Source organism: Citrobacter sp. 21OH12SH02A-Citro, from assembly GCF_027919895.1.
Lineage (GTDB): Bacteria > Pseudomonadota > Gammaproteobacteria > Enterobacterales > Enterobacteriaceae > Citrobacter > Citrobacter braakii.
The window spans coordinates 3,367,090-3,389,541 of the sequence record NZ_CP114801.1 but is presented as its reverse complement, the minus strand read 5'-3'; the positions used below and the strand labels follow the sequence as shown (position 1 = coordinate 3,389,541).

Here is a 22,452-nt window from a genome sequence, read left to right as displayed (position 1 = left end):
GCTTATTCCTTCACCTGATGCACAACGTCAATTACCGAGCCATCGCGGTAACGCACAACGGCAATCACGCGGTCGGTGAATTCGATAGCGCGTGGCTGACCGGTGAGCTGCTGTGCACGTTCGCGCAGCCATTCAATGGACACCACTTTCATACCGGCTTCTTTCAGACGTTCAGCCAGTTCCGGACGTGCAGGGTTAACGGCGATACCGTGGTCAGTGACCAGGATGTCTACGCTGGAGCCTGGGGTTACGCAGGTCAGGACGTTATCAACCAGCGTCGGGATGCGTCCGCGAACCAGCGGAGCGACAATGATGGAAAGCGCAGCGGCAACCGCAGTATCGCAGTGACCGCCGGATGCGCCGCGCAGTACGCCGTCAGAACCGGTCAGTACGTTAACGTTGAAGCTGGTATCAACTTCCAGCGCACTCAGCACCACGACGTCCAGACGATCGACGGAGGCGCCTTTTGAGCCCCAGTTGGCATATTGGTTGGCACTGATCTCAATGTGGTTTGGATTGCGGGCCAGCGACTCAGCCGCGTTACGGTCAAAGCTCTGTACGTCCAGCAGTTTGCGAATCAGGCCTTTTTCGTGCAGGTCAACGATGGTAGCGGTGATGCCGCCAAGGGCGAAGTCAGCACGGATATCGCGGCTGCGCATCTTGTCTTCCAGGAAACGAGTAACGGCCAGAGAAGCGCCGCCGGTTCCTGTCTGCAGTGAGAAGCCTTCATTGAAGTAACCGGAGTTAGCAATGACGTCTGCCGCGCTACGGGCGATTAACAGTTCACGCGGGTTGGTGGTCATGCGTGTCGCATCAGCACCGATTTTGTCCGCATCGCCGACCTGATCGATCTGTACAATCAGATCCACTTGATCCTGCGTAATGCTGGCCGGGTTATGTGGATAGGTCAGCAGCTGTTCAGTCAGCAGGACAACCTGTTTTGCATTTTCGGCATCGACGCGGGCATAGCCCAGTGAACCACAGCACGCTTTACCGGTATAGCCGTTAGCGTTACCAAACTGGTCACAGGACGGTACGCCGAGGAACGCCACATCAATGCTGAGTTCGCCACTTTGCACCAGGTGTACACGGCCGCCGTGGGAGTGGACCTGCACAGGCTCGGCCAGCAGGCCACGGGAGATCTCTTCCGCCAGCGGACCACGCAGCCCGGAGGTGTAAATACGGCTGACCACGCCCTGACGGATGTGCTCAACCAGCGGAGCATGGCAGTCGCTCAGGGAGCTGGAGGCCAGCGTCAGATTTTTAAAGCCCATTCTGGCGATGGCGTCCATCACCAGGTTAATCGTCAGATCGCCACCGCGAAAAGCGTGGTGGAAAGAGATGGTCATGCCATCTTGTAAACCTGAACGACGAATGGCGTCTTCCAGGTTAGCGCACAGCTTCTTGTCGCGCGGTTTTTGCGCCTGTAATTCTACTTTTGCGGTGCTCTGATAAGCGGAAAGCTCACTTTCTGCATGACGGCTCCAGGTCGCCACGCGATCCTGGCGTTGAGACTGTTCGATTTTCTGCGTCATTTTTTTGCCTTATTCTTCGCGAATGCCGGAAAGTTCTGCACGGGAGATAACCAGAAGGGCGCGCTCGATAACCGGGCTGTCGACCATTTTGCCGTTCAGGGAAACTACGCCACGGCCTTCGCGAGCGGCGGCTTCAGCGGCTTCCACGACCAGGCGCGCGTGAGCCAGCTCTTTGCGTGTCGGCGCGTACAGGTTGTGCAGGAGCTCGATCTGGCGCGGGTTGATGAGCGACTTACCGTCAAAACCCAGTTGCTTTATGTGTGCGGCTTCATGCAGGAAACCCGCTTCGTTGTTGGCATCGGAATAAACGGTGTCGAACGCCTGAATGCCGGCAGAGCGTGCCGCCTGCAAAATAGAGCAGCGGGCAAACAGCAGTTCAGTCCCTTCCGCAGAGCGCTCAGTGCGCAGGTTACGCACATAATCTTCCGCACCCAGTGCAATACCGATCAGGCGCTCGGAAGCGTGGGCAATTTCTACCGCGCGGGTAATGCCTAACGGCGATTCGATGGCGGCTAACAGACCGGTACTGCCGGGCTCACGGCCACAGGCTTTCTCGATACGCAGGATTTCGCTTTCGATGTCGATGACATCCTGCGCGGTATCGGTCTTCGGTAAACGCACGATGTCAGCGCCGCCGCGTACCACGGCTTCGAGATCGTTAACGCCCCATTCGGAGTCGAGGGCGTTTACGCGCACGATAGTTTCAACGTCGTGATACAGCGGATGCTGCAGCGCGTGGTACACCATACGGCGAGCAGTATCTTTCTCGCGCAGCGCGACGGAGTCTTCCAGGTCGAACATCAGCGCATCTGCCGGATAGATGAACGAGTTGCTGACCATGGCGGCATTGGCGCCCGGTACGAACAGCATGCTGCGGCGGGTACGGGGTTTACGTTGCTGCAAAGATTCACTAATCACTGGCAATCCTCCCATGGCAGTGCAGGAATACCGCCAGCGCGGGCCAGTAGTGCTTCCAGTCGCGCACGTAAAATGCAGTCCAGTGCGCCTTTATCATCAACATTTAATTGCACGCCGCGTACGTTGTAGCGGGACAGAACGTCCAGAATGGTGGCCCGGATGGCATCACCGAACTGCTTTTCGACGCTACTGTTAACCTGCAGGTCAATATCCTGCGAATCGAGTGGGGCGATGCGAATCATCACATCACCGGACTCGAGTGTGCCTGCGACGGCTGCCTGGTTTATTTTCATTTTTCACCTGTTGCTAATGCGGGGGTATTTTGGCGGACTGCCGCACCCGATGAGGCCCGCTCAACCATGCTTTGCAGATAGTGCAGCGTGGCGTCAGGGACCAGGGATGCGATAGCCGTGAGATCTTTTTTAACCAGCAGCTTGCGCACCCAGGAGGCAGAAATCGGCATCTCCTGGAAGCACAGCCGCTCAATTTCCACCAGTTCAATCGGTGGGGCGGGAAGCGTTGGGGTCTCCAGCCAGTAGCGCATATCGTTGTTGTACTGGGAGGTGACGGTGCAATACGGCTCGGTACCGACGAAGCGGTGCGTGACGCCGAGAGCCGGGGCCAGATACTGGCGGAAGATTTTCAGGTCTATTTCGGTATAGCAGTGGTTAATAACGCTCTGCTCTTTGATGAAGTAGCACGGGAATGTGGCGCGGGAAATGATGTATTCCGAACCGCGATGAACGGTTAAACGTGGAATGTCTTTTGTCCCTTTAAGCACCAGATCCAGTCGGTCTTCATACGGAAAACGCGAGGTATCTTCTTTCACCAAAAACAGATGCAGCCAGTCACATTGCGCGGCTGCTTGTTGGATCAGAAAACGATGTCCGTTGGTGAAGGGGTTGGCGTTCATGACGATACAACCAATTTTTTTCCCTTCATGGCGCTGTTTCGCCAGTGATTCAGCGTAGCGTTTCAGACGTGTGGTGCTGTTTTCCATCAGCACCATAATGCCGGGAACGCTGGTCAGCGTAGAAAAACCGCACTGCTTAAACAGCGACTCGTACTCGGTTTTGGTATAGATGAAGAGGTGCGTACAGTGGCGCTCATAGGCGAGGTTGATTAACTCGGTCGCCAGCGTCAGCGCTAAGCCTTCACCCCTTACGGATTCGCAGATGGCGACGCACTTTATGATATTGCCGGCAATGCCGCCGCAGGCAATCAGGCGGTCATCACGGGTGACGGTGATAAATACTTCGACAGTTGTATCAACGCTCAAATCATTCTCTTTCAGAAATTGCGCGATAGCCGCCATCTTTTTATTTTCTGAGCGTTTAACTTGCGTGAATATATTATTACCGAACATAGTGAATAGAGCCCCGATGCTATATTTGTTACTGGGTTTCTGTTTTTGTTGCTCTGTTTAGCAACCTGATAACTTCTTGTTTGCAATTGAAGGGAATGTTTTTTTATTACGGAGTATTTCTTTTTTTCCCTGCTGCATACATCGTAAGGAGTATTTTGGAGGTAATTTTTGATTTATTTCACAATAAGTTAGAAGGTTTTAATGTGTTTTATGGTTTTAAGTTTTTTAATTAATTTAACTCCGAAATAGCGTGTGGTTTTAATTTGTTTAATTGATTTAAGGTGGGGAATCTGCAACGATCCTGTTTTATACCGCGACTTGCAAATAAAACATTTTTATTACAACTACAATGAGAAATAAGTTTCGGGTAACGTCGCTGAGGAAGAAATATGGCAGAGCAGAAAAATAAAACACGGTTTCCTTTTTTTCGCAGTCTGGCGTTTCCATTGCGTATCTTTCTGCTTATTTTGGTCGTTTCTGTTTTTATTATCGCCGCGTTAGCACAATACTTTACCGCCAGTTTTGAAGATTATCTGGCAACGCATGTCCGCGATATGGCGATGAACCAGGCCAAAATCATCGCCTCTAACGACAGTATCATCGCGGCGGTGAAGCATCGTGATTACAAGCGTCTGGCGACCATTGCCGACAAACTGCAGAGCGGGACTGACTTCGACTATGTGGTTATCGGGGATACCAACTCTGTCCGCCTTTACCACCCAAATCCGGAAAAAATTGGCTACCCGATGCAGTTCACCAAACCCGGCGCGCTGGAAAGAGGGGAGAGTTACTTTATTACCGGCAAAGGGTCGATTGGGATGGCGATGCGCGCCAAAACGCCCATCTTTGATGACGATGGCAAAATCATTGGCGTGGTCTCAATTGGCTATCTGATCAGTAAAATCGATAGCTGGCGATCGGACTTTTTACTCCCAATGGCAGGGGTGTTTATCCTGCTGTTGCTGGTACTTATGCTGCTCTCCTGGTTATTTGCCGCCCATATTCGCCGGCAGATGTTGGGGATGGAGCCTAAGCAAATCGCGCGGGTAGTGCGTCAGCAGGAAGCGCTATTCAGCTCGGTATATGAAGGTTTGATCGCCGTGGACCCTGATGGGTATATCACCGCAATAAACCGCAGCGCGAGGAAAATGCTGGGGCTGTCTTCGCCTGGACGAAAGTGGCTTGGAAAACCGGTTAGTGAGGTGGTTCAGCCGACTGACTTTTTCACCCAGCAGATTGCGGAAAAACGACAGGACGCGATGGTGAACTTTAATGGCCTGAGCGTTATCGCTAACCGTGAGGCGATTCGCTCCGGCGATGAACTGCTTGGGGCAATCATCAGTTTTCGTAGTAAAGATGAAATTGCTACTCTTAATGCGCAATTAACGCAGATCAAACAGTATGTAGAGAGCCTGAGAACGCTGCGTCATGAACACCTTAACTGGATGTCGACCATTAATGGCCTGCTGCAAATGAAAGAGTATGACCGGGTGCTGGCAATGGTGCAGGGGGAGTCGCAGGCGCAACAGCAACTGATTGACAGTCTGCGCGGCGCGTTTGCCGATCGTCAGGTAGCCGGTCTGTTGTTTGGCAAGGTGCAGCATGCGCGTGAACTGGGCCTCACTATGACTATCGTTCCTGGCAGTCAACTGCATCAACTCCCTGAGGGGCTGGATAGCACAGAGTTTGCAGCAATTGTTGGCAATCTGCTTGATAATGCATTTGAAGCGAGCTTGCGCACCCAGCAAGGCAACAAGATCGTCGAACTCTATTTGAGTGATGAAGGGGATGACGTGATCATCGAAGTTGCCGATCAGGGATGCGGTGTACCGGAAGCATTGCGTGAAAAAATATTTGAACAGGGTGTGAGCACCCGTACCGATGAACCAGGTGAACATGGCATCGGTTTGTATCTGATTGCAAGTTATGTGAGGCGCTGTAACGGGGTGATTACACTCGAAGATAACTCCCCCTGCGGCACCTTATTTTCTTTATTTCTTCCGAAAGTGAAAAAAAATAATGACGGAACCATTAACGCTATTGATCGTTGAGGATGAAACGCTACTGGCGGAAATGCATGCTGAATATATCCGCCATATACCCGGCTTCAGCCAGATTTGGCTGGCGGGTAATCTTGCGCAAGCGAGGATGATGATTGAGCGTTTTAAGCCCGGTTTGATTCTGCTCGATAACTACTTGCCGGACGGCAAGGGAATTACGTTGTTGCATGAGCTAACCCAGACGCGTTATCCGGGCGGCGTGGTGTTTACCACGGCGGCCAGCGACATGGAAACGGTCTCCGAGGCCGTGCGCAGCGGCGCGTTTGATTATCTGGTTAAACCCATTGCCTACGAGCGCCTGGGACAGACGCTGACGCGTTATCAACAGCGCAGACGCATGTTGGCCGGTAATGACAGCGCCAGTCAAAAGCAGATTGATGAAATGTTTAATGCTTATGCGCGCGGCGAACCGAAAGGCGATTTGCCGACCGGAATTGATGCGTTAACGCTGAATGCGGTGTTGAAATTATTTGCCGATCCGACGGTACATCATACTGCGGAAACGATCGCTCAGGCGCTCACTATCAGCCGTACCACCTCCAGGCGCTACCTGGAGTACTGTGCCAGCCGTCATTTGATTATTGCGGAGATTATTCACGGTAAGGTGGGGAGGCCGCAGCGTATTTATCACGGCGGCTAATTCACGTCATCCTTGAAGCTGCCTCTTTGTGGGCTGCGTGAAGAAACCCCAGTCACATAATTATCTATGGTACTGGGGATGTCTTCACTTGCCGCTTTGAGGCAGCTTAAATGATTTTGCGTATCAAGGTCAGATGCTGACAGTTATCGTTAACCGCCAATCAGGGCGGACGTCGCCGGCACCATCACTTCAGTTGCGATAATCACAACCAGCAGTCCAACCAGAACCGGAACCGAGGTACGTTTCACTACTTCGAACGGAGAGATCTTTGCCATCCCTGCGACAGCAACAACCACACCGGAGACCGGAGAGATTGTGCGTCCAAGGTTTGATGCCTGCAGCATCGGGATAGCAAGGTAAGCCGGGTTAATGCCAGAAGAGTGCGCCAGTTTCGGGATCATCTCAACGAAAGCATAGAAAGGTGCGTTACCGGACCCCGTGGTCATTGCCGCCAGCATAGTCAGGATCACCAGTACCAGCATCAGAATAATGCTCGCGGAGCCAAACGAGGTGGCGATAGAAATCAGACTCTGAATAAAGCCGATTGTGCTCAGACCCTGGGCAAAAACGCCCGCCGCGACTAACAGCATCACCACATTAGCAAAGGCATCCGCCATACCACGGTAGGCGACTTCCAGACCCGAGAAAACCTTCTGGGTGTTGAATCCTCGTACGAACTCCAGTACAGCAGCGATGAGCATGCACAGCACCAGAATCGTAATGATGTGCAGCTGTGGGCCCCATTTTCCATCGAAAATCAGGACGCCAACGATCGGGGTAAATGGCAAGATGGCGTAAAACGACGGGGCGGTAGTGGTAATTTCAGCCACATCTAACATTTCATGAGAAATGTTCTCTTTTTTATCCAGGTAACGCTGCCAGAAAAAATGGGCAATCGCCATAGCAATGATGGCGGCAATGGAAATTGGCAGCGTGGTTTTAAACGCGAAATCGATCAGCGGCATTTCCGCGGCTTTTGCAGCCAGCACTACATCACCGGATGTTGGCGAAAGAATAATAGCGGCTGGGGAGGCGCAAATGGCCGCTGCGGCGCCACGGCTAATCCCAACGTTAACCATGACCGGGAACAATGTCGCCATCAGCAATACGCCCAGACCGGTTGCTGAAGAGACCGCCAGGGACATCAGGCAGGCGACAAAATAGGCGGCAATCATAAGCAGATAAGGTGAATTGATATACTGCAGCGGCTTAGAGGCCAGCTTAACCACCATATCATTCGCGCCAATATGCGTCATGTAGGCGGCAAAACCACACAGCATCATAATCATCATGCCGAGATCGCCGCCACGGCTCATCAGCAAAATTTTAATATATTCAACAATGTCTGTTGCCGTATAGCCCGTTGTTGCTGCGCTAGACGGCAAAACTTTATGGCCCATCAACGCACTGATAATCAGCAAAACCAGACCGCCGACAAACAGTACGCCTGTCGCGGAATAACCTTTAATGATGTAGCGCGCTACACCCACAATAACCACAACTCCAATAAGGAGTTCAATAAATGTCAACATTGTTTCCCCTGTCGCATTGCTGCCCAGAAAGTTAAAAAACTAAAAAAAGTAAAAAGTGGTGACAGAATGTGCCTAATAAACCGATAACTCTTGCTGATTGAAATCAATAAAAATACGGATTCAAGCGATGGCTAAGCCGTTTTTTCAGCATCGCGATTAAAAAAAGAATATCACAATAAAAAACTGTGAAGCGCAGCGTTGGTGTGTGTGTTTTGTGGTGACATTGATGCTTTATTGTTAATTTATTGTGATGTTATTTAACTCTCGCCGCAGGAAAGCACAATTTATTGGCAATAAAGAGAAAATAGTTCCTATGAAATGGCTCAGTAAATAAAGGGGTAGGTTATAGGCTGAGGAATATTCTGATTTTTTATTTGCGCATTTTTGTTAAGCTGACATTAAGGTTGGGTTTGCTAAAATTAATAATAAATCCCAGGATGGTAATTAAGTTGTGATTTTCGCTAAACGATATTTTCTCATTTTTTCATTTATTTTTATTCAGTTAGCTTTCACTTCCCAGGCTGCTGCTGAAGATAAAGGCTGGTTTGCTACTTTTAAAGATAATGTCAGTGAAACCTGGCAGCAGCCGGAACATTATGATCTGTATGTACCTGCTATTACCTGGCATGCGCGTTTTGCCTACGATAAAGAAAAAACGGATCGCTACAATGAACGGCCGTGGGGTGCAGGATTTGGTCAATCCCGTTGGGATGATAAAGGTAACTGGCACGGACTTTATATCATGGCGTTTAAGGATTCCTACAATAAATGGGAACCCATTGGCGGCTATGGCTGGGAAAAAACCTGGCGACCGCTGGCTGATGAAAACTTCCATACAGGTCTCGGCTTTACCGCCGGTTTCACCGCGCGTGATAACTGGAACTACATTCCGGTACCGGTGCTGTTACCGCTGGCATCAATTGGTTATGGTCCGGCAACGTTTCAGATGACCTACATTCCTGGAACGTATAACAACGGCAACGTCTACTTTGCGTGGATGCGGTTCCAGTTTTGATGGACTACCTGTATTGTCAGGTGGTTTATTGGAAAGCCTTTTAAAAACATAGTGATAGGAAGTTTAACTGAAAAATAACGCGACATTTATCACTTTTTGATAAAGTTCGACTGGACAAAGTGCACCACAATTGTTGTACTGATACCCGACACAGCATTTGTGTCTATTTTTCATGTAAAGGTAATTTTGATGTCTAAGATTAAAGGTAACGTTAAGTGGTTTAATGAGTCCAAAGGATTCGGTTTCATTACTCCGGAAGATGGCAGCAAAGATGTGTTCGTACACTTCTCTGCAATCCAGACCAATGGTTTTAAAACTCTGGCTGAAGGTCAGCGTGTAGAGTTCGAAATCACTAACGGTGCCAAAGGCCCTTCTGCTGCAAACGTAATCGCTCTGTAAGCATAAGACAGCAAGCATTCAAAACCCGCTTAATTGCGGGTTTTTTTCGCTTCAATGTGCGGGAGAGGCAGATACCAACCAGAATGCCAGGGCGGTCATCGCGAATGATCCCAACAGATTAACCAGTACATTCACCATAGCCCAACCAAAGCGTCCTTCCTGCAGTAAAAACACTACCTCAGCAGAGAAAGTGGAAAACGTTGTCAGTCCCCCGCAAAAGCCAGTAGTAATCAGCACCTTCCACATTGGGTCAATATTTGTCATGCGATTAAACCATGCCAGACCCATACCAATGATAAATGCGCCAAGTAAGTTTGCAGCCAGCGTACCGAATGGAATGGCCTGATGCAGCGGGTTAAACCGCATACTCAACATCCATCTTGCTACGCTACCTGTGCCACCACCGATAAAAACTGCTAAAAGGAGTTGTAACACTGCGTAATCCTGCTATTTGATTGTATAGAGGGTGAGTGTAACGCTGAATAATTGTTGTTGGCGAGCCTAACAAAGTTTTCTGGAGGGAATATGTTCGTTGCAGCAGGGCAATTTGCCGTGGGACCTTCATGGGAAAAAAATGCAGAAACCTGCGCCTTACTGATGTCTCAGGCTGCTGGAGAGGGGGCGTCGCTACTGGTATTACCGGAGGCATTGTTGGCGCGTGACGATTTAGACCCTGACCTGTCAGTGAAATCAGCTCAGCTTTTGGAAGGCGGGTTTCTGACGCATTTGTTGCGAGAAAGCGCACAAAATGAGATGACGACAATCCTGACGATTCATGTTCCCTCTGTGCCAGGCCGGGCATTTAACATGCTGGTGGCGCTACGGGCTGGTCGGGTAGTGGCCCATTACGCTAAATTACATCTCTATGATGCCTTTTCGATTCAGGAGTCACGTAATGTCGATGCAGGGGACGCCATAGCACCGCTGCTGGACGTAGGCGGATTAAAAGTAGGGCTAATGACCTGCTATGACCTGCGCTTCCCTGAGCTGGCGCTGGCGCACGCGTTGCAGGGGGCTGAGATTCTCGTTTTACCTGCGGCTTGGGTGCGGGGATCGTTAAAAGAGCATCACTGGGCCACGCTTTTGGCGGCAAGAGCGCTGGATGCCACGTGTTATCTGGTTGCGGCCGGAGAGTGCGGTAACAAGAATATCGGCCAAAGCCGGGTCATCGATCCCTTTGGCGTGACTATTGCGGCGGCGGCTGAAACGCCCGCGCTCATTATGGCCGAGGTTTCCGCCGAGCGGGTCAGGCAGGTCAGGGCACAACTTCCGGTGTTAAGTAACCGACGCTTTGCGCCACCGCAATTATTATGACGTTTTTTTAAACAAGGCTTGATTCACCTTGTTACAGATTGCTATTGTGTGCGCGCGTCGAAAGGCCGTTAATATTCTCAGGTTAATATGGCGCTTTATGTAGCCTGGTTTAAGTCAAGAAGGTATCTATGGGTGAGATTAGTATTACCAAACTGCTGGTGGTTGCCGCACTGGTTGTTCTGCTGTTTGGTACCAAGAAGTTACGTACTCTGGGTGGAGACCTGGGGACGGCAATCAAGGGCTTCAAGAAAGCAATGAACGACGATAATGCCGATGCCAAGAAAGAGGCTGATGGTAGCGTTCAGGCTGAGAAGCTTTCTCATAAAGAGTAATACTGCAAACTCTGCATGAAAAAAAACCGGCGATTTGCCGGTTTTTTATTGCTGATATGTAAGTGAGTATTACACGATTACTTCACTTCCAGCCCTTTGGCCTGCATGTCAGCATGGTATGAAGAGCGCACGAATGGACCGCAAGCAGCGTGGGTAAAGCCCATAGCCATGGCTTCTGCTTTCATCTCATCGAACTCATCTGGGCTTACATAGCGTTGAACCGGGAGGTGATGGCGGCTTGGCTGTAAATACTGCCCCAGCGTCAGCATGGTCACGCCATGGCTGCGCAGGTCGCGCATGACCTCAATGATTTCAGCATTGGTTTCACCCAGACCCACCATCAGACCCGATTTGGTCGGAATCTCCGGGTGCGCTTCCTTGAAGCGTTCCAGAAGCTTCAGCGACCAGTTGTAGTCAGCCCCAGGGCGTACATTACGATAAATACGCGGTACGTTTTCGAGGTTGTGGTTAAACACGTCCGGCGGCGTGGCTGTGAGGATATCCAGCGCGCGATCCATACGACCACGGAAGTCAGGCACCAGCGTTTCGATTTTAATCGACGGGCTTTTCTCACGAATCGCGGTGATGCAGTCAGCAAAGTGCTGAGCGCCGCCGTCACGCAGATCGTCGCGGTCAACGGAGGTAATCACGACATAGCGCAGCGCCATGTCCGCAATCGTCTGAGCCAGTTTTAACGGCTCGTTGGCGTCAGGAGCAACCGGACGGCCATGGGCAACGTCACAGAATGGGCAACGGCGAGTACAGATTGCGCCGAGGATCATAAAGGTTGCTGTTCCGTGATTGAAACATTCAGCCAGGTTAGGGCAGGAAGCTTCTTCGCAGACAGAGTGCAGGCCATTTTTGCGCATTGCCGCTTTGATGCCCTGGATGCGAGTGGAGTCCGCTGGCAGTTTTATTTTCATCCATTCCGGTTTACGCAGCAGGGCTTCACGCTCTGTTGCCACATTTTTTACCGGGATAAGAGCCATCTTATCGGCATCGCGGTATTTAACACCGCGTTCCATCACAATGGGTTTACTCATAGCTTGCGTGTTCCAGTTGCGAATTACGAAGGAAAGCGTTTCAATTCAAGGGAATGTTGCATTTATCAACTATTTTTGAATTAGTGATACGCAGTATATCATTGAAACGGGCCAGAAAGCAGCCTGACAGGCTGGCAAAATGTAAAATAGTTGTTGTTTTGTGCCATTTGCCACAACATATGCCGTGGCAAAGTATGACCGTATTTTCAGCCCGCAATGTACTCGTGCGGTGGGTTACCCAACAGCGCGAAGATGTTGGCCAGCAGGCGGGGGCGAATGCTCTCGGTCGTGGCCGTGCTATCCCACTGCGATACTTTCGCCATCTCCATCCCGGCATAACCGCAAGGATTGATTCGCAGGAAAGGTGACAAGTCCATATCCACGTTGAGCGCTAAGCCGTGAAATGAACATCCTTTACGGATACGTAATCCCAAAGAGCAGATTTTCTTCTCACCCACGTATACGCCAGGCGCATCGGCTCGCGGGTGGGCGTCAATGCCGATTTCGGCAAGGGTATTCACGACGGTTTGCTCCAGCAGCGTAACCAGTTCGCGAACGCCAAGTTTACGACGCTTCAGGTTCAACAGCACATACATGACCTGTTGGCCTGGCCCGTGGTAGGTTACCTGACCGCCACGATCGCTCTGGATCACCGGAATATCTCCTGGCATCAATACGTGCTCAGCTTTACCTGCCTGACCCTGGGTGAAGACAGGATAATGCTCTACCAGCCAGATTTCATCATGACTGTTTTCATCACGGGTATCGGTAAATTCATGCATGGCCAGAGAGACTGGCTCGTAAGGTTGAAGACCGAGCTGGCGGACCAGAATTTTATCCTGATACAAAACGGCATCTCCGTAGAGAATGTTAAAGAGGGGAAAAGTATATCACAGGGGGGAGGGGTTACCCGAGCGGGGATGCAGCGGGTAACCGACAGGTTTTTACAGCACCATGCGTACGATATCGATATTGCCTAATTCTTCGTACAGCGTTTCAACCTGCTCAATGTGTGTAGCAGTGATGGTGATTGAGACCGAGTGGTAGTTGCCTTTGCTGCTCGGTTTTACCGTCGGAGAGTAATCACCTGGCGCATGGCGCTGTACCACTTCAACCACCTGATCAACCAGCTCAGGCAACGCCTGCCCCATTACTTTGTAAGTAAATGGAGTAGGGAATTCAAGCAGTTCGTTAAGTTTGGTTTTCATGTCAGCTCCGGCGTTACATCAAAAAATAATAACTCCCACTGCGCGTGGGAGTTATCTGGATACCTAGTATATGGGGACGTAAATCACACTTTCAAGTGTTCGATTTTTAGCCAAACCAGTGATGGAACATTAATTTAATGTAATCAATGATTTTCCCAAAGAAGTTGCCTTCAGGGATTTCCTGCAGCACCACCAGCGGGCGCTGTTCAATGGTTTTGCCATCCAACTGGAAGTTGATAGTGCCGACAACCTGGTTTTTCTGCAGCGGGGCGTGCAGTTCAGTGGTGTTCAACACATAGCTGGCTTTCAGGTCTTTCATGCGGCCGCGCGGAATGGTCAGGTAGACGTCTTTATCAACGCCTAACGACGCACGATCGGTGTTACCAAACCAGGCGGGTTCTGAGGCAAATTCTTTACCCACTTTCAACGGGTTCACGGTTTCGAAGAAACGGAAGCCCCAGGTCAGCAGTTTTTTACTTTCGGTTTCTCGGCCTTTATAGGTGCGACCACCCATAACGGCGGAGATCAGACGCATCTGGCCTTCGGTTGCGGATGCAACGAGGTTATAGCCAGCCTTATCGGTGTGACCGGTTTTGATACCGTCGACATTCAGGCTGTTATCCCACAGCAGGCCGTTGCGGTTTAACTGACGAATGCCGTTAAAGGTGAACTCTTTTTCTTTATAGATAGAGTATTCGTTAGGCACGTCGCGAATCAGAGCCTGACCAATCATCGCCATGTCGCGAGCCGAGCTGTACTGACCGTCAGCATCGAGACCATGAACGGTCTGGAAGTGGGTGTTTTTCAGGCCCAGCGCATTCACATAGCTGTTCATCAGGCCGACGAAAGCATCCTGGCTACCGGCTGCGAAGTCTGCCATCGCCACGCACGCGTCGTTTCCGGATTGCAGGTTAATACCACGGATCAGCTGAGAAACAGGAACCTGCATGCCTGGCTTGAGGAACATCAGCGATGAACCTTTGAAGACCGGGTTGCCCGTAGCCCATGCGTCATTGCCGACGGTGACCAGATCGGTTTCTTTGAATTTCCCGGCTTTCATCGCCTGGCCGATGACGTAGCTGGTCATCATTTTGGTCAGGCTGGCGGGGTCGCGGCGAGTGTCAGCGTTCTGTTCTGCCAGAACTTTACCTGAATTGTAATCAATCAGGATATACGACTCCGCATCGATCTGCGGAACACCCGGGATCATGGTTTTAATATTCAGGTCATCGGCATGGGCAGCAGAGAGAGAGGCTGCGCAGAGAGCCGCGGTGAGCGCCATACGCTGCACGAAACGAGCGGAAAAAGTGGTCTTCATGGTCTGAACTACGACGTCCGTGATGAAATTAAAAAAAGTGCCCTACTATAGCAAATGCATAACTGGCAGGCATCTGACTTTCCGCGTGACTTTGTTAATGTCATTTACAGAAACTGACAGTTCAGATACCTGATTTACGTTATTACACGCCGGTGATGAAGGACTGTAATTGCGCCTCGGATTGAAGACGCTGCTGCAATGTGGAGGCTTCAGCTTTGCTGGCAAACGGCCCCATCTGGATACGCCAGACTGCGCCGTTTTGTACCACCCGGCCAGGAACGCCAAACTGCTGGCTTAAACGCTTTTGATACTGCTGCGCGCGCGACTGCTCGCTGACTGCGCCAACCTGAACCACATAGCGTCCGTTGGCAGTTGCCGCAGGCGCAGGGGCTGTGACGGCTGCTGGGGTTGCTGCCGGCGCGGTTGACGTGACCGGTGCGGTGGTTGTCGATTGCGGTGCCGGAGTCGGCTCGCTGCTTTCCAGCACGCCTGATGCGAGCGTGGTTGGCGCACCGAGGAATCCACTGCTGTTTACTGGCGCACCGGTTGGGTCATCGCTTTTCAGCGTGGAATTGCTGATCGGACGAATATCGCCTTGCGGCTGACCTGCATCCGATGGCGAAGGCATGCTTCCCATATTGCCGCCACCGCTTAAATCAGGACGCGCAGGCAAGGCATAAGTTTGTTTCGCGACCGTGGTACAAGCCATACCCGGTCCGGACAATGAACCATCCTGGGCGACGATGATTGGGTCGATACGCACTTTAGTGTTGTTGGAGGTGTTCAGACGATCGGCTGCGGCGCGCGAAAGTGAAATCACGCGATCGTTGCCATAAGGCCCGCGATCGTTAATGCGCACGACGATCATCCTGCCGTTCGCCAGATTGGTAATTCTGGCATAGCTGGGGACAGGCAGCGTCGGATGCGCAGCGGTCAGCTGCATCGGGTCGAACGCTTCGCCAGACGCGGTTAAGTTGCTTCCTGGTTCCGCATCATAGATAGCGGCAAGTCCGGCCTGGCTAAAGCGGGAGGGATCCTGCACGATTTTGTAGCTTTTACCATCACGCTGGTAGTCCTGATTCGCCGTTGGGTTCAGGGGTTCAAAGCGCGGATCGGCCCCGCTGATTTCAACAATCGGACCATTACACACCGCAGGCTGCGGCGCGACAGCAACCTGTTGCTGACCATCATCACTCGAACACGCCGCGAGCATTCCTGCTGCGATGCAGATACCAAGCCACTGCTTACGCATTGCGTACCCCTTACACGCTTTTCGACAACATTTTTCTATGGGTGTGGATCGACATAACAATCCCGAACCCGGCCATCAGCACGATAAGTGCCGAGCCTCCGTAACTGACCAGTGGGAGTGGAACCCCAACCACGGGCAGAATACCGCTCACCATACCAATATTTACGAAGACATAAACGAATAATATCAACATTAAGCCACCCGCCATGACGCGACCAAAGGTAGTTTGCGCGCGGGCAGCGATCCATAATCCGCGCATAATCAGCAAAATGTAGAGCGTCAACAGAATCAAGATCCCCACCAGACCCAGCTCTTCCGCTAAGACAGCAAAGATAAAGTCGGTGTGGCGTTCGGGTAAAAACTCAAGCTGCGATTGTGTACCATGCAGCCAGCCTTTGCCGCGTAACCCGCCGGAGCCAATAGCAATTTTAGACTGAATTATGTGATAACCCGCGCCCAGCGGATCGGTTTCCGGGTCGAGCAGCATCATGACGCGCTGACGCTGGTAATCATGCATCAAGAAGAACCACAGTATCGGGATAAACGCCGCGACCAGAACCACCGCAACGCCGATTAAGCGCCAGCTCAAACCAGAAAGGAACAAGACAAACAGACCGGAAAGGGCGACCAGAATTGAAGTGCCGAGGTCTGGTTGGGCGGCGACCAGCAGCGTGGGCATAAAAATCAGCACCAGCGCAATGGCGGTATTTTTTAGCGATGGTGGGCAAACGTCACGGTTAATAAAGCGCGCAACCATCAGCGGCACGGCGATTTTGGCAATTTCAGAAGGCTGAAAACGCACGATACCCAAATCCAGCCAGCGCTGCGCACCTTTGGAAATGGCGCCGAAGGCGTCTACCGCCACCAACAGAATGATGCAAAAGATATAGAGATAGGGCGCCCAGCCCTCATACACCCGGGGGGGAATTTGCGCCATCACTACCATGATGACCAGGCCCATTGCGATCTGGCCGACTTTGCGCTCCATCATGCCAATATCCTGGCCGCTGGCGCTCCAGATGACCAGTGAGCTGTAAACCAGCAGAGCCAGCAAAATAAGCAACATTGTGGGATCTATGTGGATTTTGTCCCAGAATGTTTTTTTGTTCGGATTATCCGTCACGATTATTGGTCCTCCGCTGCTGCAACCGCTGGGTTTTCCGCAGGCAGATTGGTGTTGTTGTCGCCCAACATAATATGGTCAAGGATCTGGCGCATAATGGTACCCACAGCCGGACCCGCACCGCCGTTTTCAAGGATCATGGCGACAGCGACCTGGGGTTTATCATAGGGGGCGAAGGCCGTCATCAGCTTGTGGTCACGTAAACGCTCGGCGATCTTATGCGCGTTATAGGTTTCATTAGCTTTCAGGCCAAAGACCTGCGCGGTACCGGATTTCGCCGCAATTTTGTAAGGCGCGCCAGCAAAATACTTATGCGCAGTTCCGTTAGGGCGGTTCGCAACACCGTACATACCGTCTTTCGCGATTTCCCAGTAACCAGAATGAATATCGCCAACGGGTGGTTCGTGTGGCTGTACCCACGGCACCTGCTTGCCGTTTTCTGCCGTGCTCATCAGCAGATGCGGGACTTTTATCAAACCGTCGTTGATAAGGATCATCAGCGCTTTACTCATCTGGATTGGGGTTGCTGTCCAGTAACCCTGGCCGATGCCGACGGGAATGGTATCACCCTGATACCATGGCTTTTTAAACCGTTTTTGCTTCCACTCGCGGGTTGGCATATTGCCGGAGCGCTCTTCGGCAAGATCGATGCCCGTATATTTGCCGTAGCCAAATTTGCTCATCCACTCTGAAAGCCGGTCAATCCCCATATCATAGGCGATTTGATAGAAAAACGTATCCGCGGACTCTTCCAGTGAGCGGGTGATGTTCAGATGGCCGTGCCCCCACTTTTTCCAGTCGCGGTAACGTTTTTCAGAGCCCGGTAGCTGCCACCAGCCCGGATCGAACAGGCCGGTATTGCGGGTGATGACGCCTGCGCTTAACGCAGAAACCGCAACGTAAGGTTTAACCGTCGAAGCAGGGGGGTAAACACCCTGTGTGGCGCGGTTAACCAAGGGGGTGTTCGGGTCATTGAGCAACCCGGAGTAATCTTTACTGGAGATACCATCCACGAACAGATTCGGGTCATAGCTCGGCATAGATACCAGCGCCAGAACGCCACCGGTACGCGGGTCGGTAACCACCACGGCGGCACGACTGCCCGCCAGCAGCGTTTCAATATACTGCTGGAGTTTCAAATCAAGGGTGAGATAGATATCGTGCCCGGCCTGCGGCGCTACTTCTTTCAGCTGGCGAATGACGCGGCCGCGGTTGTTCACTTCAACTTCTTCATACCCGGTTTGGCCGTGAAGCACGTCCTCATAATAACGTTCAATACCCAGCTTGCCGATGTCATGCGTTGCCGCGTAGTTAGCCAGTTTGCCGTCTTTGTCCAGGCGGTCTACGTCTTTATCGTTGATCTTCGATACGTAGCCAATTACGTGGGTCAGCGCAGAGCCGTATGGGTAATAGCGGCGTTTATAGCCTTTAACTTCGACCCCAGGAAAGCGATATTGATTCACGGCAAAGCGTGCGACCTGAACTTCAGTCAGGTTGGTTTTTACCGGAATTGAGGTGAAACGGTGTGAACGGGCGCGCTCTTTTTTAAAGGCAGCAATATCGTCGTCCGTCAGGTCTACGACGTTACGCAGCGCGTCGAGGGTATCCTGAATGTTGTCTACCTTTTCCGGCATCATTTCTATCTGATAAATGGTGCGGTTAAGGGCGAGAGGAATTCCGTTGCGGTCATAAATGATGCCGCGACTCGGCGCGATAGGCACCAGTTTGATGCGGTTTTCGTTCGAACGGGTCTGATAATCAGTGAAGCGAACGATTTGCAGATTATAAAGGTTGGCGATCAGCACGCCGGTTAGCAGCAAAATCCCCAAAAAAGCGACCAGCGCCCGGCGCACAAACAGCGCGGACTCAGCCGAATAGTCGCGAAAAGAATTCTGTAGTTTCATCCGCTGCTTAATCTACTCAAGAATCAATGATCACTCACGGTGATAAGGATGGTTGGTGGTAATGCTCCACGCCCTGTACAGACTCTCCGCAACCAGAACCCGAACAAGAGGGTGTGGAAGGGTTAATGCAGAGAGTGACCAGCTTTGTTCCGCTGCGGCTTTACAGGCAGGAGAGAGACCTTCCGGCCCGCCAATTAACAGACTGACGTCACGACCGTCCAGTTTCCAGCGCTCCAGTTCGGTCGCCAGCTGCGGCGTGTCCCAGGGTTTACCCGGGATATCAAGGGTGACGATGCGGTTTTTGCCTGCGGCAGCCAGCATCTGCTCACCCTCTTTGTCGAGAATGCGTTTAATGTCCGCGTTCTTGCCGCGCTTTCCTGCCGGGATTTCGATCAGCTCAAAGGGCATATCTTTCGGAAACCGACGGAGATACTCGGTAAATCCGGTTTGTACCCAGTCAGGCATTTTCGTACCCACAGCGACAAGTTGCAGCTTCACGCATTAACTCCAGAGTTTTTCCAGTTCATACAGGCGACGACTCTCTTCCTGCATCACGTGGACAATCACATCGCCGAGGTCAACGACGATCCAGTCAGCGACATTCTCGCCTTCCACGCCGAGCGGCAGCAGGCCAGCAGTGCGGGACTCCTGGACCACGTGGTCTGCAATAGACATAACGTGACGGCTGGATGTACCGGTGCAGATAATCATGCAATCAGTGATGCTGGATTTGCCCTGAACGTCTAAGGCGATGATGTCTTGACCTTTCAGGTCATCAATTTTGTCGATTACAAAATCCTGGAGTGCTTTACCCTGCAAGTGTTCCCCCTGGGTGAAAAGAGTTAAAAACGTCTGTTAGTATACCTGAACCAGAGGCGATATCGGGACAAATGTCTCCGAATGCGCTTGTGAAGTGCGCTATCATCCCACCCCACGCCACAGAATGCATCGCCATTTTTGTAAAACAATTTCTGCAAAGCTCTGAAGGGCGGGAAAAGTCAGGCTGCGGAGAATAACAGCCTGTCATGGGGTGTCAATGGGAGAGAGGCCCTTCGGCATAAAAAACAGCGCTTTCACTCCCCGTCGCGCCATACGGCCCGGCTGTTAAGCACTTTCAGAACCGCAAAATCGTCACAAAAATCAATTGCGCTCCAGCAGCCTTGTTCGACGCGGAAATGCCACATTGCCGCAGCGGGCATGGACAGCAGACGGGCGATCAACACGCTCAGCACGCCTTGATGACTCACCACCAGCAGATTTTGGCACGCTTTATAATCAGCAAGCTGGGCAATGAAACGTTCCACTCGCTGGGAAAACGTCTGAAAACCTTCGCCATTGGTGGGCGTCGCATTCTGCCAGTCGTTACACCACACGGCGTAATTTTCGGCGTCTTCGCGCGCCAGATCGCGATGGTGACGCATTTCCCAGTCACCAAAAAACATCTCATTAAGCTCAGGCATGTTGCGCACAGGAACTTCACGTTCTGCCAGAATCAACTGCGTTGTATGGCGGGCGCGTTCCAGTTCGCTGCACAGAACGTTGTCGACAGGGACATTGCGTAACAGCGTACCCAGCGTTTGTGCCTGAGCGATCCCCCGTTCCGTTAGCGGTGTGGGGGCGTGGCCGCTATATAAACCAGCGACATTGGCTTCGGTTTCGCCATGACGTACTAACCAGAGTCTCATGTTTTCCTCGTGAGGCTATTCGCACAAAATATGATGTTTGCCCTGATTGCGCAGTGATTTTTCACTAAAATACCCTTTTTTACGTGGAGCGGCACGATGTCTTTATTGAAGAGCGCACATGGCGGTAACACCCGAGAAGCCGCCGAATTGTTGGGCATCTTGCCTGAGCAGTTGCTGGATTTTAGCGCGAATATTAACCCGCTGGGTATGCCAGTAAGTTTAAAACGGGCGATTATCGACAATCTGGACTGCACGGAGCGTTACCCGGATATCGATTACGCGCAACTGCATGCCGCGCTGGCGGAGCATCATCAAATTCCGTCCTCGTGGATCCTGGCCGGGAACGGTGAAACCGAATCCATTTTTACCCTGGTGCATGGCCTGAAGCCACGCCACGCGATGATCGTGACGCCCGGATTTGCGGAATATCGTCGGGCGCTGCAATGGGGAGACTGTACGATCCATGAGTTTGCGCTGTGCGAAGACGATGGTTGGCAGCTTACCGATGCGATCCTCGATGCGTTAACGCCTGAGCTGGACTGCCTGTTTCTCTGTACGCCCAATAATCCCACCGGGTTGTTGCCTGAAACCCGCCTGCTGCGTGAAATTGCCACGCGTTGCGAGTCGCTGGGGATCGCCCTGATCCTTGATGAAGCGTTTATCGATTTTATTGCCGGGGAGTCGGGGTTTATCCCGTTACTGCACGAGAACCCGCATATTTGGGTGCTGCGTTCGCTCACCAAGTTCTATGCGATCCCGGGACTGCGTCTGGGGTATCTGGTCAACAGTAACGAACAGGCGGTTGCACAGATGCGCAACCAACAAATGCCGTGGTCAATTAATGCGTTTGCTGCCCTGGCAGGCGAGATTATCTTACGCGATAGCGCGTATCAGCGGGCGACGTGGAAATGGCTGGAACAAGAGGGGGAGCGGTTTGATCAACAACTGCAAGATCTGCCCGGCCTGACGGCGTATCCCGGCCGGGCAAATTATCGTTTATTACGCTGCGATCGTGCGGATATTGATCTGCAACTTGCGTTGCTGAAACAGCATGTCTTGATTCGCAGTTGCGCCAATTATCCGGGGCTGGATGCGCGCTATTATCGGGTAGCCGTTCGCAGCCAGGAAGAGAATAACCGCCTGCTGACGGCCTTACGCAAGGCGCTTAGCGGTACAGTCCCTGTTGATTGATATAGTCAAGCACCGCGTCTGGCATCAGGTCGTCGCACGGCTCGCCCTTTTCCAGGCGCTCACGGATGAGCGTGGCGGAGATGTTAAACCACGGCGTTTCGGCCAGGTAAATCTTCCCGCAAGGCAGGTTGTGCAGGTCATCTGCTGAATGGGTCAGATGATCCTCCAGCCATTGCTGGTGTTTTTCCTGCGCCATTTCGAGTGGATAGCCCGGACGTCGGCACACGATGAGGTGGGTATTACCCAGAATCGTGTGGTAGTCATGCCAGGAAGGGAAGGTAAGCAGCGAATCCTGACCAATGATAAACGCTAACGGCACGTTCGGGCCTTGCTCCTCGCGCCACTCTTTTAGCGTTTGCGCGGTGTAGGAGGCGGTATCGCGTTTCAGCTCGCGTTCATCCAGGGAAAACAGCGGTTTATCAGCAATGGCCAGTTCAACCATACGCTTACGTTGCTCACCGGACGCTTCGGGCTGCGCACGATGTGGCGGCACGTTATTGGGCATGATGATGACCCGGGAAAGGCCAATCAGATTCGCCAGAATTTCAACCGGTTTAAGATGACCGTAATGCACCGGATCAAAGGTGCCACCGAACAGAGCCTGCAATGATTTCATA

24 protein-coding genes are annotated in these 22,452 nt (G+C 51.9%); 7 read left to right on the top strand and 17 right to left on the bottom strand.

Annotation, left to right across the window (positions count from 1 at the left end):
- Positions 1–2: 2 nt before the first annotated feature.
- From citF to citC, 4 genes are read right to left on the bottom strand one after another with little or no spacing between them, the layout of a single operon-like run.
- Positions 3–1,535, bottom strand: coding sequence for a citrate lyase subunit alpha (gene citF, locus O6D90_RS16535; protein ID WP_016152222.1), 1,533 nt, complete (start codon positions 1,533–1,535; stop codon positions 3–5).
- A gap of 9 nt (positions 1,536–1,544) precedes the next feature.
- Entirely contained in the window at positions 1,545–2,453 is a 909-nt protein-coding gene (locus O6D90_RS16530) for an aldolase/citrate lyase family protein (protein ID WP_016155961.1), read from the bottom strand.
- Positions 2,450–2,746 (bottom strand): citrate lyase acyl carrier protein, encoded by a 297-nt coding sequence (citD, locus tag O6D90_RS16525; protein WP_003831276.1) that lies wholly within the window; start codon positions 2,744–2,746, stop codon positions 2,450–2,452. The genes O6D90_RS16530 and citD overlap by 4 nt, the downstream gene beginning before the upstream one ends.
- Complete coding sequence (gene citC, locus O6D90_RS16520; RefSeq protein ID WP_016152224.1) at positions 2,743–3,819, bottom strand: [citrate (pro-3S)-lyase] ligase; 1,077 nt, start codon at positions 3,817–3,819, stop codon at positions 2,743–2,745. Before citC ends, citD begins: the two co-directional genes overlap by 4 nt.
- 389 nt (positions 3,820–4,208) lie before the next feature.
- Here citC and dpiB point away from each other — a divergent pair, with 389 nt between their 5' ends.
- Positions 4,209–5,870: a sensor histidine kinase DpiB gene (gene dpiB, locus O6D90_RS16515; protein WP_016155962.1), complete on the top strand. Its 1,662-nt coding sequence runs from the start codon at positions 4,209–4,211 to the stop codon at positions 5,868–5,870.
- Positions 5,839–6,519 carry a two-component response regulator DpiA gene (gene dpiA, locus O6D90_RS16510; RefSeq protein WP_016152226.1) on the top strand — a complete coding sequence of 227 codons (681 nt, stop codon included), beginning with the start codon at positions 5,839–5,841 and terminating at the stop codon, positions 6,517–6,519. The genes dpiB and dpiA overlap by 32 nt, the downstream gene beginning before the upstream one ends.
- Before the next feature lie 149 nt (positions 6,520–6,668).
- Here dpiA and dcuC read toward each other — a convergent pair whose 3' ends face one another.
- Positions 6,669–8,051 (bottom strand): anaerobic C4-dicarboxylate transporter DcuC, encoded by a 1,383-nt coding sequence (dcuC, locus tag O6D90_RS16505; RefSeq protein ID WP_016152227.1) that lies wholly within the window; start codon positions 8,049–8,051, stop codon positions 6,669–6,671.
- A 451-nt stretch (positions 8,052–8,502) separates the two neighbouring features.
- On the opposite strand from dcuC, the gene pagP reads away from it, so the two are divergent.
- Positions 8,503–9,066: a lipid IV(A) palmitoyltransferase PagP gene (gene pagP, locus O6D90_RS16500; RefSeq protein ID WP_016155963.1), complete on the top strand. Its 564-nt coding sequence runs from the start codon at positions 8,503–8,505 to the stop codon at positions 9,064–9,066.
- 189 nt (positions 9,067–9,255) lie between these two features.
- A complete protein-coding gene (gene cspE, locus O6D90_RS16495; RefSeq protein ID WP_000034825.1) occupies positions 9,256–9,465 on the top strand; it encodes a transcription antiterminator/RNA stability regulator CspE in 210 nt (69 codons plus the stop codon).
- Positions 9,466–9,516: 51 nt separating this feature from the next.
- On the opposite strand, the gene crcB is transcribed toward cspE, so the two are convergent.
- Entirely contained in the window at positions 9,517–9,900 is a 384-nt protein-coding gene (crcB, locus tag O6D90_RS16490) for a fluoride efflux transporter CrcB (RefSeq protein ID WP_003831281.1), read from the bottom strand.
- A 90-nt stretch (positions 9,901–9,990) separates the two neighbouring features.
- Here crcB and O6D90_RS16485 point away from each other — a divergent pair, with 90 nt between their 5' ends.
- Entirely contained in the window at positions 9,991–10,779 is a 789-nt protein-coding gene (locus O6D90_RS16485) for a deaminated glutathione amidase (RefSeq protein WP_016155964.1), read from the top strand.
- Between the two features lie 128 nt (positions 10,780–10,907).
- Positions 10,908–11,111: a twin-arginine translocase subunit TatE gene (gene tatE, locus O6D90_RS16480; protein WP_016152230.1), complete on the top strand. Its 204-nt coding sequence runs from the start codon at positions 10,908–10,910 to the stop codon at positions 11,109–11,111.
- A gap of 77 nt (positions 11,112–11,188) precedes the next feature.
- Here the strand turns inward: tatE and lipA are convergent, their stop codons facing one another.
- From lipA to O6D90_RS16430, 10 genes are all read right to left on the bottom strand, one after another.
- Positions 11,189–12,154 carry a lipoyl synthase gene (gene lipA / locus O6D90_RS16475; RefSeq protein WP_003022702.1) on the bottom strand — a complete coding sequence of 322 codons (966 nt, stop codon included), beginning with the start codon at positions 12,152–12,154 and terminating at the stop codon, positions 11,189–11,191.
- A gap of 206 nt (positions 12,155–12,360) precedes the next feature.
- A complete protein-coding gene (lipB, locus tag O6D90_RS16470) occupies positions 12,361–13,002 on the bottom strand; it encodes a lipoyl(octanoyl) transferase LipB (protein ID WP_016155965.1) in 642 nt (213 codons plus the stop codon).
- A 96-nt stretch (positions 13,003–13,098) separates the two neighbouring features.
- Positions 13,099–13,362 (bottom strand): DUF493 family protein YbeD, encoded by a 264-nt coding sequence (ybeD, locus tag O6D90_RS16465; protein ID WP_003022706.1) that lies wholly within the window; start codon positions 13,360–13,362, stop codon positions 13,099–13,101.
- A 106-nt stretch (positions 13,363–13,468) separates the two neighbouring features.
- A complete protein-coding gene (gene dacA / locus O6D90_RS16460; protein ID WP_003022711.1) occupies positions 13,469–14,680 on the bottom strand; it encodes a D-alanyl-D-alanine carboxypeptidase DacA in 1,212 nt (403 codons plus the stop codon).
- Between the two features lie 142 nt (positions 14,681–14,822).
- A complete protein-coding gene (rlpA, locus tag O6D90_RS16455) occupies positions 14,823–15,932 on the bottom strand; it encodes an endolytic peptidoglycan transglycosylase RlpA (RefSeq protein ID WP_016155966.1) in 1,110 nt (369 codons plus the stop codon).
- Positions 15,933–15,942: 10 nt separating this feature from the next.
- Positions 15,943–17,055, bottom strand: coding sequence for a peptidoglycan glycosyltransferase MrdB (gene mrdB, locus O6D90_RS16450; protein ID WP_006685529.1), 1,113 nt, complete (start codon positions 17,053–17,055; stop codon positions 15,943–15,945).
- A 2-nt stretch (positions 17,056–17,057) separates the two neighbouring features.
- The gene (gene mrdA, locus O6D90_RS16445) at positions 17,058–18,959 is read right to left on the bottom strand and encodes a peptidoglycan DD-transpeptidase MrdA (RefSeq protein WP_016152233.1); all 1,902 of its coding nucleotides are present in this window, start codon (positions 18,957–18,959) and stop codon (positions 17,058–17,060) included.
- A 30-nt stretch (positions 18,960–18,989) separates the two neighbouring features.
- Entirely contained in the window at positions 18,990–19,457 is a 468-nt protein-coding gene (gene rlmH / locus O6D90_RS16440; RefSeq protein WP_003022725.1) for a 23S rRNA (pseudouridine(1915)-N(3))-methyltransferase RlmH, read from the bottom strand.
- A gap of 3 nt (positions 19,458–19,460) precedes the next feature.
- Positions 19,461–19,778 carry a ribosome silencing factor gene (gene rsfS, locus O6D90_RS16435; RefSeq protein WP_003022728.1) on the bottom strand — a complete coding sequence of 106 codons (318 nt, stop codon included), beginning with the start codon at positions 19,776–19,778 and terminating at the stop codon, positions 19,461–19,463.
- Positions 19,779–20,032: 254 nt separating this feature from the next.
- Positions 20,033–20,644 (bottom strand): adenosylcobalamin/alpha-ribazole phosphatase, encoded by a 612-nt coding sequence (locus O6D90_RS16430; RefSeq protein ID WP_016155967.1) that lies wholly within the window; start codon positions 20,642–20,644, stop codon positions 20,033–20,035.
- 96 nt (positions 20,645–20,740) lie between these two features.
- Here O6D90_RS16430 and cobD point away from each other — a divergent pair, with 96 nt between their 5' ends.
- Positions 20,741–21,835, top strand: coding sequence for a threonine-phosphate decarboxylase CobD (gene cobD / locus O6D90_RS16425; RefSeq protein ID WP_016155968.1), 1,095 nt, complete (start codon positions 20,741–20,743; stop codon positions 21,833–21,835).
- Here the strand turns inward: cobD and nadD are convergent.
- Positions 21,810–22,451 (bottom strand): nicotinate-nucleotide adenylyltransferase, encoded by a 642-nt coding sequence (gene nadD / locus O6D90_RS16420; RefSeq protein ID WP_087121840.1) that lies wholly within the window; start codon positions 22,449–22,451, stop codon positions 21,810–21,812. The genes cobD and nadD overlap by 26 nt on opposite strands.
- Between the last annotated feature and the right edge of the window lies 1 nt (position 22,452).

What these genes read in the sequence shown, in the direction of transcription:
- dpiA (WP_016152226.1), top strand. Translation starts at nt 5,839, where the DNA reads ATGACGGAACCATTAACGCTATTGATCGTTGAGGATGAAACGCTACTG.
- dcuC (WP_016152227.1), bottom strand. Translation starts at nt 8,051, where the DNA reads ATGTTGACATTTATTGAACTCCTTATTGGAGTTGTGGTTATTGTGGGT.
- rlpA (WP_016155966.1), bottom strand. Translation starts at nt 15,932, where the DNA reads ATGCGTAAGCAGTGGCTTGGTATCTGCATCGCAGCAGGAATGCTCGCG.
- lipA (WP_003022702.1), bottom strand. Translation starts at nt 12,154, where the DNA reads ATGAGTAAACCCATTGTGATGGAACGCGGTGTTAAATACCGCGATGCC.
- O6D90_RS16485 (WP_016155964.1), top strand. Translation starts at nt 9,991, where the DNA reads ATGTTCGTTGCAGCAGGGCAATTTGCCGTGGGACCTTCATGGGAAAAA.
- citD (WP_003831276.1), bottom strand. Translation starts at nt 2,746, where the DNA reads ATGAAAATAAACCAGGCAGCCGTCGCAGGCACACTCGAGTCCGGTGAT.
- dacA (WP_003022711.1), bottom strand. Translation starts at nt 14,680, where the DNA reads ATGAAGACCACTTTTTCCGCTCGTTTCGTGCAGCGTATGGCGCTCACC.
- citF (WP_016152222.1), bottom strand. Translation starts at nt 1,535, where the DNA reads ATGACGCAGAAAATCGAACAGTCTCAACGCCAGGATCGCGTGGCGACC.
- citC (WP_016152224.1), bottom strand. Translation starts at nt 3,819, where the DNA reads ATGTTCGGTAATAATATATTCACGCAAGTTAAACGCTCAGAAAATAAA.
- mrdA (WP_016152233.1), bottom strand. Translation starts at nt 18,959, where the DNA reads ATGAAACTACAGAATTCTTTTCGCGACTATTCGGCTGAGTCCGCGCTG.
- cspE (WP_000034825.1), top strand. Translation starts at nt 9,256, where the DNA reads ATGTCTAAGATTAAAGGTAACGTTAAGTGGTTTAATGAGTCCAAAGGA.
- O6D90_RS16430 (WP_016155967.1), bottom strand. Translation starts at nt 20,644, where the DNA reads ATGAGACTCTGGTTAGTACGTCATGGCGAAACCGAAGCCAATGTCGCT.
- ybeD (WP_003022706.1), bottom strand. Translation starts at nt 13,362, where the DNA reads ATGAAAACCAAACTTAACGAACTGCTTGAATTCCCTACTCCATTTACT.
- cobD (WP_016155968.1), top strand. Translation starts at nt 20,741, where the DNA reads ATGTCTTTATTGAAGAGCGCACATGGCGGTAACACCCGAGAAGCCGCC.
- nadD (WP_087121840.1), bottom strand. Translation starts at nt 22,451, where the DNA reads ATGAAATCATTGCAGGCTCTGTTCGGTGGCACCTTTGATCCGGTGCAT.
- tatE (WP_016152230.1), top strand. Translation starts at nt 10,908, where the DNA reads ATGGGTGAGATTAGTATTACCAAACTGCTGGTGGTTGCCGCACTGGTT.
- dpiB (WP_016155962.1), top strand. Translation starts at nt 4,209, where the DNA reads ATGGCAGAGCAGAAAAATAAAACACGGTTTCCTTTTTTTCGCAGTCTG.